We start from the raw sequence: 10,637 nt of genomic DNA, 5'->3' as shown, positions 1-10,637 counted from the left end.
AATATGAATAAGAATAAATTCACATTAACAACTGCTTTAAATTATAGACAAGGAAAGAGACTGACTGATCAAGATGATTATGCTTATTTTACGGATGCTTTATGGTATACAAAATCTCCTTTTTTATCTAATTATAAAAGATTTGGAGGGAAAATAGGAATTGATTATCAAATAAATAAATTTTGGAAATCAGGTATTCAGTATATGATAAATAATAATAGAACCACTATTACCGACAGTCCCTATACATCTTCAACAAATTCTTCTACTAAATTAATTGAGAAAGAACTTTTTTCAGTAGGTAATCAATCAAATAAACCAAAGTTTAATTCTATTAATTTTCATAATGAATTTAAGTTGGATACTTTAAATCGAAAAATTAGCTTTGATATAGACTATTTTAATTTTTCAAATCAAGATAATAAGTACTATGATGGAAAATCGGTAAGTTATTCTTCAAATCAACTTCAATATTTTAAAGGAGAAAATCTAAATAAACAAGATATAAACAATTATTCAGCAAAAATTGATATTGATTATCCAATAAAGGGCTACAATTTGAGTTTTGGAGGAAAATTGAGTTTTTCAAATGCAACAAATGAAATGAATCAATTTAATAGTGGACTTGTTAATTTACCAATCTCTCAATATACTTTAAATCCTTCAAATTTTGAATACAAAGAGTATATCCAAGCACTATATGTTTCTGTTAATAAAAATTTAATGAAAAATGGGAAACTCAGTTAGGTTTAAGGTATGAATCCACTATTTTGGAAAATAATTCAAATAGTTTAAATACAAAATTCAAATCTGATTATGCAAAATTATTTCCTAGTTTGAATGTAAATTATAGTTATTCTGAAAACAGTACGTTTTCTTTAAATTATAGCAGAAGAATAGAAAGACCCACTTTTATGGAATTAAATCCTAATGAATGGTACGTGAGTCCTTTTCAAAAAATTGGAGGAAATCCTTTTCTACTACCTGCTTTTATTGATAATATTGACTTTGTATATAATTATAAAACACTTGAAAGTAAGATTTATTTTGCTTACGAAGATAATCTTTATGGACAAGTTTCTATTCCTAATTCTTTTACAAAAGATATAGTTTTTACAAATAAAAATTATGTTAAAACCAGTAGAATTGGATTTTCAGAAAGTTACATTTTTGAAAAATATAAGTGGTGGACTTCTACCAATAGTTTAGACATAAATTATGTACAATCAAAATCGTTTATTTCCCTAATTGATAGGTCTCAGACCGGATGGAATAGCCGATTTTCAACCAATAATGACTTCATAATTGATAAAAATAAATCTTGGGTGTATAATATTAACTTTTGGTACAGTTCAAAAGGAGTTGATGGTAAGTTTTATAATATTGCATCAATGAGTAATTTATCAATGTCATTACAATATTCATTGAAAAATCACCCTCTTAAAATTACTCTAAAAGCTAATGATTTATTTAAAAGCGATAAGATTGATGTGAATTCTTATTTTAATAGTATTCATCAGAATGGTATTTATTATTCAGACAATCAATATATACAGTTGAATATAAGTTATAAAATTGGAAATCAAAAACTCAAATCTGTAAAAAGACCTGTAGGTAACGAAGAAGAAAGAAATAGAACAGGAAACTAAATAATGCTTTTATAATAATCTCATGAATCAGTTATTAGAAAAATTAAATTCTCTTGATATAAAAATCGGGCTTAAAGGAGAGAATCTTGATATACAAGCACCTAAAGGAGTTATTACTACCGAAATTTTAGAAGAAATTAGAGGTAAAAAGGTTGAATTAATTAACTTTTTGAAGGATTTTAATGTAAAACCTATAATTACTAAAGTAGCAGAAAATGAGTTTTATCCGCTTTCTTCCACACAAAAAGAATGTGGTTACTACATCAAATGAACCCTGATAATGTAGCCTACCATATTCCTATGGTATTTGAAATAGAAGGGAGTTTTTCATTAGATAAGTTACAAAAAGCGTTGCAATTTCTATTAAAAAGACACGAGTCTTTAAGAACAAAATTTAGCATTGATTCTCAAGGTAATCCTGTGCAAGTAATACAGCATTATACCGATGATTTATTTAATTTAATAACCAAAGATTCTGAAAAACCTGAAGAAATACAGAAATCTATCGAAGAAATAATTAATACTCCTTTTGATTTATCTAAAGATCTATTATTTAAAGCAAATGTATTTAAAGAATCTGATGATAAGCATATCTTATTAATTATAATGCATCACATTATTAGTGATGGATGGTCGTTAGAAGTTTTTGCTAAAGATTTCTTTGCTATTTACAATAATGAAAATTCACATCATTTAGATGGATTATCAATTCAATACAAAGATTACGCTGTTTGGCAACAAAATAGAATAGGTTCTAATGGATTAAAAGAGGATAAAGAGTACTGGCTGGCTGTTTTTTCTGAGGAAATTCCTGTGCTACAATTACCTTCTTTTAAACCTAGACCTAAGGTGAAAAATGGAAACGGTAGTACAATTTTGACTCAATTTTCATCTTCTAGTTTATCAAAATTTCAAAAAGTATGTCAAGATAATCACGCCACTTTATTCATGGGGCTAAAGACTCTAGTGGATGTATTACTATTTAAATATACCAATCAAAAAGACATAATTATAGGAACTCCTATTGCAAATAGGGAATTACAAGAATTAGAAAATCAAATAGGTTTTTATGCTAATACTTTAGCTTTACGAACAAAAGTTGAAAAGAATCAGTCATTTTTAAGTTTATTGCAATCCAATAAGACTCAATTACTAGAAGCATACAAACACCAAGAATATCCTTTTGATGAATTAGTTTCAAATTTAAAATTCCCATACGATTCTTCAAGAAATCCATTATTTGATGTTATGATTTCTTTACAAGAGAAGTCCGATTCTGGTGTAATTGCTCTTGAAAATACAACCATAAAGAAAATCATCCCACAAGATGAAACAAGTAAATTTGATTTAACGTTTAGTTTTCATCTAGAAGAAGACAAATTAAATCTTGAACTTAATTATGATTCTGACATTTATGAGGAATTCTTTATAAAGAACTTAATAGCACATTTTAGCAATATTCTTGAGAAAGTAGCTAAAAATACAGATCAGCTAATTTCTGAAATTGAAATTACTACAGATGAGGAACGTCATCAATTAGTATATGACTTTAACGATACCAAGGTAGATTATCCAAAGGATAAAACGATTGTTGAGTTGTTTGAAGAACAAGTGCTTAAAACACCTGATAATGTAGCGGTTGTTTTTGAGAATGTAGAGTTAACCTACCAAGAACTTAATGAACAAGCCAATCAATTAGGAGCATATCTAAGAGAAAATTATCAAATACAACCTGATGACTTAATAGCGATTAAGCTAGAAAGAAGCGAGAAGATGATTGTGGCTATCCTAGGAATATTAAAATCAGGAGCAGCGTATGTCCCTATTGATCCAGCATACCCACAAGATCGTATTGATTATATAGAACAAGATACGCAAGCAAAAGTTACCATCACTGAAGAGTTTTTGTTAGAATTCAATAACGTTAAAAACAATTACGATAATTCTAATTTAGAAATCATCAGTAAACCAGATAGTCTAGCTTATGTAATTTATACTTCTGGGACGACAGGACAGCCTAAAGGGGTGATGATTGAGAATAGAAGTGCTGTTGAGTTGATTAATTGGAGCAAACAAGAATTTGATAATACTCAATTTAATGTAGTCTATTCAGCTACTTCATATTGTTTTGATTTGTCTATTTACGAAATGTTCTATAGTTTATCAATTGGCAAGAAAGTAAGAATTCTTAAAAATGGATTGAGTATAAAAGATTATGTGAATACAGAAGAAAGTATTCTTATTAATACAGTTCCATCAGTAGTTAATAAATTATTAACAGATAAAATTAGTTTAGAAGGCGTAAGTATTTTAAATATGGCAGGCGAGCCTATTCCAGTAGATTTAACAAACAAATTACCTTTATTTAAATTATCAGTTTATAATTTATATGGTCCATCGGAAGATACCACATATAGTACATATTACAAAGTTATGGATAGAGACTATGTTACTCTTCCCATCGGTCGCCCCATTTCCAACACCCAAGTTTACATTTTAGATCAAGACAAGAAGGTGGTTCCAATTGGCGTAACAGGAAAGTTATATGTGGCTGGATCAGGCTTATCGCGAGGTTATTTAAACAAACCCGAATTAACGGCAGAGAAGTTTATAGTAAATCCATTTGTAGAAGGAACCAAGATGTATGACACGGGAGACTTAGCTAGATGGTTGCCTGACGGGAATATAGAGTTTTTAGGTAGAGCCGATTTTCAGGTTAAAATACGTGGGTATCGTATAGAATTTGGAGAGATTGAAACAAGTTTATCACAATTTAGTGAAGACATTGCTCAAGTAGTGGTAGAAGCAAAAGAAATCAACTCCGAAAAAGTATTAGTTGCCTACTATACCACAAGAGAAAACAAAGAAATAGATAAAACTAATTTACGTGAATACCTACAAAGTAAACTTCCAGAGTATATGGTACCCAGTTACTTTGTTGAGCTTGAAACGATACCATTAACCCCTAATGGAAAAATAGACCGCAAAGGGTTACCAAGTGTTAGTGGAGAGGACTTAATACGTAGAGAATACATAGCGCCAAGGAATGCGACAGAAGAACAATTAGTTACAATATGGCAAGAAGTATTAGGAGTAGAAAATATAGGTATAACCGATAGTTTCTTTGAATTAGGCGGTCATAGTTTAATGGCAGCTCAAGTGCTTAATAAAATTCACCAACGATTATCCCTGCAAATAAGTTTCAAAGATTTTTTTGCCACTCCTACTATTAAAGGAATTTCAAAAAATCTAAGTCATAAGAACTATGTAGCCATTCCTAAAGCAGCAGAACAAGAAAACTATCCTTTAACCCCATCACAACAAAGATTATGGGTATTGAGTCAGTTAGAAGGTGGTTCGCAGGCTTATAATATGCCAGCGGTAGTTCGACTAAAAGGAGAATTAGATATTACTAATTTTGAAAAAGCTTTCCAAGAATTAATAGCAAGACACGAGATTCTACGTACGTGTTTTAGATCGGATAAAAACACAGGAGAAATCCGTCAACATATAAAAACACAAGAAGATATAACATTTAATCTAACAGTTTTAGATTTTCAAGATGCTGATAGTGTTGCTATAGAAAACTATTTACAACAAACCAATGCAGAAGCTTTTGATTTAGAACAAGGTCCTTTATTACGAGCAAGCCTATTACAAAAAGGAGCAAACGAGTATGTGTTTTTCCTATCAATGCACCACATTATTGGTGATGGTTGGTCAACCGAGTTGTTGATTTCAGAAGTAGTGAATAATTACAATTCATTGTTACAAGACGGAGTAATAACAGCAACAGAACTTCCTATTCAATACAAAGACTATGCGGTATGGTTACAAGAAGAAATCAAAGGCGAGAAATATGAAAAGGCGGAGAAGTATTGGCTAGCACAATTCTCAGGCGAACTACCAGTATTGGATCTACCAAGTTACAAGACACGTCCACTAATTCAAACCTATAATGGAGACAATGTAAGTCAGTTATTTTCAAAGGAATTTACCAGTAAATTAAAACAGTATTCAGAAGATAAAGGAGTTACCCTTTTTATGACTTTAATGGCGGGTATAAAAGCCTTGTTATATCGTTATACAGGTCAAACCGATTTGGTCATAGGAACCCCAATAGCAGGAAGAGAACATCCCGATTTAGAAAATCAAATAGGATTGTACTTAAATACCCTAGCTATCCGAACACAATTAGAAGAAGATGCTAATAGTTTTGCTTCTCTATTACAAAAGGAGAAAGAAATTTTATTGAGAGCTTATGAACATCAATTATATCCATTTGATGAATTAGTAGGGAAACTCAATTTAAAACGCGATACCAGTCGTTCAGTTCTATTTGATGTTTTAGTGGTATTACAAAACCAAAATCAACTTCGATTAGGAGGTACTACTAATGATATAAAGAGTTTAAAAGTTGAGGAATATGATTATCATAGAAAGACATCACAATTTGATGTGAGTTATACTTTTGCGGAAGAAGCAGATCAATTAGGTCTTACTATTGAGTATAATACCGATATCTATGATTTGTTCTTAATAGAGAGAATGTTTGCACATTTAGAGAGTTTATTAACCCAAGCTATCGAAAATGATACGCAACTAATTGAAACCATTGATTTTTTAACGACTCAAGAACGTCATCAATTATTGTATGACTTTAACAATACGAAGGTAGATTATCCAAAGGATAAAACGATTGTTGAGTTGTTTGAAGAACAAGTAACTCAAACACCTGATAATGTAGCAGTTGTTTTTGATAATGTCGAGCTAACGTATCAAGAACTTAATGAACAAGCCAATCAATTAGGAGCATATCTAAGAGAAAATTATCAAATACAGCCCGATGATTTAATAGCTATAAAGCTAGAAAGAAGCGAGAAGATGATTGTGGTTATCCTAGGAATATTAAAATCAGGAGCAGCGTATGTTCCTATTGATCCAGCATACCCACAAGATCGTATTGATTATATAGAACAAGATACGCAAGCGAAAGTTACCATCAATGAAGAGTTTTTGTTAGAATTCAATAACACTAAAAGTAATTACGATAATTCTAATCTAGAAATTATTAGTAAACCAGATAATTTAGCTTATATCATTTACACTTCAGGAACCACAGGACAACCTAAAGGGGTGATGATTGAGAATAAAGGAGTAATTAATCTAATACAATCTCAAATAGAACAATTTCAAATAGAAAAAGATGAAAAAATACTTTTATTTTCTAATTATTCTTTCGATGCTTCTGTTGAGCAAATATTTCTGACCATTTTAAATGGATGTAGCTTATTTATTTTGTCTAAAGAGACGTTGTTGGATGAAACGTTGTTAGAAAATTTTATTTATAAAAATGAAATTACTCATCTACATGCTGTACCGTCATTATTAAATAAAATAAGACCAGATAATAGGTTTTCTTTAGAGAGAGTAATAGCAGGAGGTGATATTTGTTCCATAGAATTAGCCAAATCATGGAGTTCAATTTGTGATTTTTATAATGAGTACGGTCCAACAGAAACCACAGTGACTTCAGTTGAATTTTGTTATAAACAAAATGAGATTTTATCTATCGGTCGTCCTATTTCCAACACCCAAGTTTACATTTTAGATCAAGACAAGAAGGTGGTTCCAATTGGTGTAACTGGAAAGTTGTATATATCTGGCGCAGGCTTATCAAGAGGCTATTTAAACAAACCTGAATTAACAGCAGAGAAGTTTATAGTAAATCCATTTGAAGCAGGAACCAAGATGTATGACACGGGAGACTTAGCTAGATGGTTACCTGACGGGAATATAGAGTTTTTAGGTAGAGCCGATTTTCAGGTTAAAATACGTGGGTATCGTATAGAATTGGGAGAGATTGAAACAAGCTTATCACAATTTAGCCAAGACATTACTCAAGTAGTGGTAGAAGTAAAAGAAATCAACTCCGAAAAAGTATTAGTTTCCTATTATACCACAAGAGAAGATAAAGAAATAGATAAAACCCTTTTACGCGAGTACCTACAAAGTAAGTTGCCAGAATATATGGTACCCAGTTACTTTGTTGAGCTAGAAACGATACCATTAACCCCTAATGGAAAAATAGACCGTAAAGGGTTACCAAGTGTTAGTGGAGAGGACTTAATTCGCAGAGAATACATAGCGCCAAGAAATGAGACAGAAAAACAATTAGTTACAATCTGGCAAGAAGTATTAGGAGTAGAAAATATAGGTATAACCGATAGTTTTTTTGAATTAGGAGGGAACTCTTTGAAAATCATTTCCGTTATTAATAAGATAGAAGAAAAATGGAGTGTAGAGGTCAAAATAAAAGATTTTTTTAAATTCAGTACACCGCTTGCACTTGCCGGATTTATAGAACAAAATAATGATGTAGCGGGGATTGTTCACGAAAAGATTGAACCTTTAGTAAAACAGGAATTTTATCCTATTACAGCCACTCAATTCGGTATTTGGTTTGAATGCCAGAAAAGTAATGATTTACTGAAATCGTACAATATGGTACATGGTTTGTTGATTCATGGTGTTTTGGACAAGAAACTGGTCGAAAACTCCATACACATGTTAGTGAAAAGACATGAAATACTACGAACTGTTTTCACCATAGAAGAAACTGGTGTGATGCAGAAAGTAATTGATATTGTAGATCTTAATTTTTATTTTGAAGTAGAAGAAGTAAGTCTGAACGAAAATGAAATTACGACTTATGGAGATTGTTTATTAAAAAAGAAAAAGAAAGAATCTTTGATCTTGAAAATGGACCTTTAATCTATTTCAAATATGTAATTGTTAATAATAAATCTTTTTTCATTTTCAATATTCATCACATTGTTTGTGACGGTTCTTCCATTAAAGTGATTATAGATGACTTTTTTGATTATTATGAAAATTTGCAAACGAATATCGACTATAAAAAAGAGTCACTCTACATCCAATATAAAGAATATGCAAGTTGGTTGAATGCAAAAACTGAAATAAACGAGTCTATTTACAAGGATTATTGGGTCAATCAGTTATTACCTTTACCAAAACCATCATTTATAATCAATCAAAATCAAAATTCCTATAAAGGGAAAAAGATTTCGGTCAATTCTAGCCCGGAATTGGTAGATAGAGTACGTAGTTTTATTCTCAAAAATAACAGCACAGATTATATTTTATATAGTTCTATAGCGGCTCTCTTAATTTATGAATGGACAGGAAACAATAAAGTAGTGCTTTTGTCTCCTTTTTCAGTAAGACCAAATATTGTTTTTGAAAATCAAATTGGTTTGTATTTGAATACTGTTCCATTATGTATGAATGTAGGGGAAAACAAATCATTTATAGAAATTATTGATCAAACGAAAGACACAGTATTAAAAAATTTTTCAAACTATTACTATCCTTTTGCAAGTATTGTAGATGCCTTGATGGAACAAGGTGCAGTTATCGAAAACATATTTAATGTGATGTTCACACTTCAAAACCAGGATACAGGAGAGGAAAATCTTAATAAATCAATCAAGTTTAATAAAACGTCTCTGATTTTAAGTTCCAATTCTTTATCAAAATTGAATCTTACATTTAGTTTGGCTGTTTCTAACTTACTCCATCTGGAAATAGAATACAACGAAAACTTGTTTAATGATCAAGAAGTTGCATCGTTTGCCTTAAGATATCTTGAATTAATTGATCAAAATATTAAATAAATAGCATAAGAAAACAAAATGAATTTAACTTATAGAGAAGGTACTAAAAATGACCTTGAAGGACTTAAAGCTCTCGGAATTTTAAGTTATGGGCAATTTAAAGACGATTTGTCTGAAAAAAACTGGAACAAAATGGATTCCATTCTAAGACTGGATGAAAATTATTTAAAACTACTTGATATTTCAACCTGCTTTATCTGCTTAGATGGAGAACAGTTGGTAGGGATGGCTTATTTGGTACATAACGGAAATCCTACTGATATTTTTCAGGCAGATTGGTCTTACATACGTATGGTGGGGGTAAATCCTAATTATGCTGGGCAGGGTATAGGGAAAAAACTCACGCAAATGTGTATTGATTTAGCAAAAAAAACGGATGAAAAAATTATAGCTCTACATACTTCCGAATTTATGCATGCTGCCAGACATATATATGAAAGTTTGGGTTTTGAAATTGTCAAGGAAATTGAACCTCTCTTCGAAAAAAAATATTGGCTATATCATTTAAATATTAATTGATTATTATAAAAATAGAGTACTACGATATTTTAAACAACAAATACAATGAGTGAAATTAAAAATTATGACAGGGAGAGAGCCAGTCAATATGACAACGAGTCCGAGTTCGATAAAGGAAATAGAAGTATCCACGTTTTATTGTTGAAAGATATATTCAGTTTCTATAAAATGAATCCGGTTCATTGTATAGAATTAGGTTGTGGTACAGGTTTTTTTACAAAGGTACTGGTAGAATCGTTTCCGGAGATGAAGTGTATACTTGTAGATGGTTCTGTAGATATGTTAAATGTAGCAAAAAGTAAGTTTTTAGAAAAACCGAATATCTACTATCGACAGGCTTGGCTTCAAAATATAGATTGGCAATCCATTCCAAGCAATGATCTTGTTTTCTCGGCTTTAACCATCCATCATTTAAAAGATACCGAAAAATTTGATCTGTATAAAAAAATCTATGAGAATATGACTATTGGCGGGAAGTTTATCTATTTCGATCAGTTTAAAATCGATCATGGCGAAGGGGATTTGTTAATCGAATACCTAGCTTGCCGAGATATTCAAGCTCGATTGATAGCTGAAATGCAGTTAGATTTTATGATTGATGAATTAGAAATAGACACCATTATTGCAAACGACCGTAGAGCTAAAGCTAGTGAAAACGACAAAGAAGCTTTGATTAGTACCACCATAGATCAGCTCAAAACACTAGGATTCAAATCGGTTAACATAGTATACCAAGAATTTCGATTCTTCTCAATAATAGCCATTAAATAAT

The 10,637-nt window shown here is 30.8% G+C and carries 3 protein-coding genes and 2 pseudogenes; all 5 read left to right on the top strand.

Annotated features, from left to right (window positions below; genetic code table 11):
* The first annotated feature begins 3 nt into the window (after positions 1 to 3).
* The 5 genes and pseudogenes from JJC03_RS19345 (at position 4) to JJC03_RS16585 (ending at position 10,636) form a co-directional block, all read left to right on the top strand.
* Positions 4 to 1,649, top strand: a pseudogene (locus tag JJC03_RS19345) (outer membrane beta-barrel family protein).
* A 22-nt stretch (positions 1,650 to 1,671) separates the two neighbouring features.
* Entirely contained in the window at positions 1,672 to 1,920 is a 249-nt protein-coding gene (locus tag JJC03_RS16605; RefSeq protein ID WP_235873739.1) for a TubC N-terminal docking domain-related protein, read from the top strand.
* Positions 1,899 to 9,346, top strand: a pseudogene (locus JJC03_RS16600) (amino acid adenylation domain-containing protein). The gene JJC03_RS16605 and the pseudogene JJC03_RS16600 overlap by 22 nt, the downstream one beginning before the upstream one ends.
* Before the next feature lie 18 nt (positions 9,347 to 9,364).
* Complete coding sequence (locus tag JJC03_RS16590) at positions 9,365 to 9,865, top strand: GNAT family N-acetyltransferase (RefSeq protein ID WP_088399010.1); 501 nt, start codon at positions 9,365 to 9,367, stop codon at positions 9,863 to 9,865.
* A gap of 45 nt (positions 9,866 to 9,910) precedes the next feature.
* Entirely contained in the window at positions 9,911 to 10,636 is a 726-nt protein-coding gene (locus JJC03_RS16585; protein WP_088399008.1) for a class I SAM-dependent methyltransferase, read from the top strand.
* Position 10,637: the final 1 nt, after the last annotated feature.

This window comes from Flavobacterium oreochromis, from assembly GCF_019565455.1.
Lineage (GTDB): Bacteria > Bacteroidota > Bacteroidia > Flavobacteriales > Flavobacteriaceae > Flavobacterium > Flavobacterium oreochromis.
The sequence above is the reverse complement of the archived record's forward strand: the minus strand, read 5'-3'. Positions and strand labels throughout refer to the sequence as shown.

What these genes read in the sequence shown, in the direction of transcription:
- JJC03_RS16590 (WP_088399010.1), top strand. Translation starts at nt 9,365, where the DNA reads ATGAATTTAACTTATAGAGAAGGTACTAAAAATGACCTTGAAGGACTT.
- JJC03_RS16585 (WP_088399008.1), top strand. Translation starts at nt 9,911, where the DNA reads ATGAGTGAAATTAAAAATTATGACAGGGAGAGAGCCAGTCAATATGAC.
- JJC03_RS16605 (WP_235873739.1), top strand. Translation starts at nt 1,672, where the DNA reads ATGAATCAGTTATTAGAAAAATTAAATTCTCTTGATATAAAAATCGGG.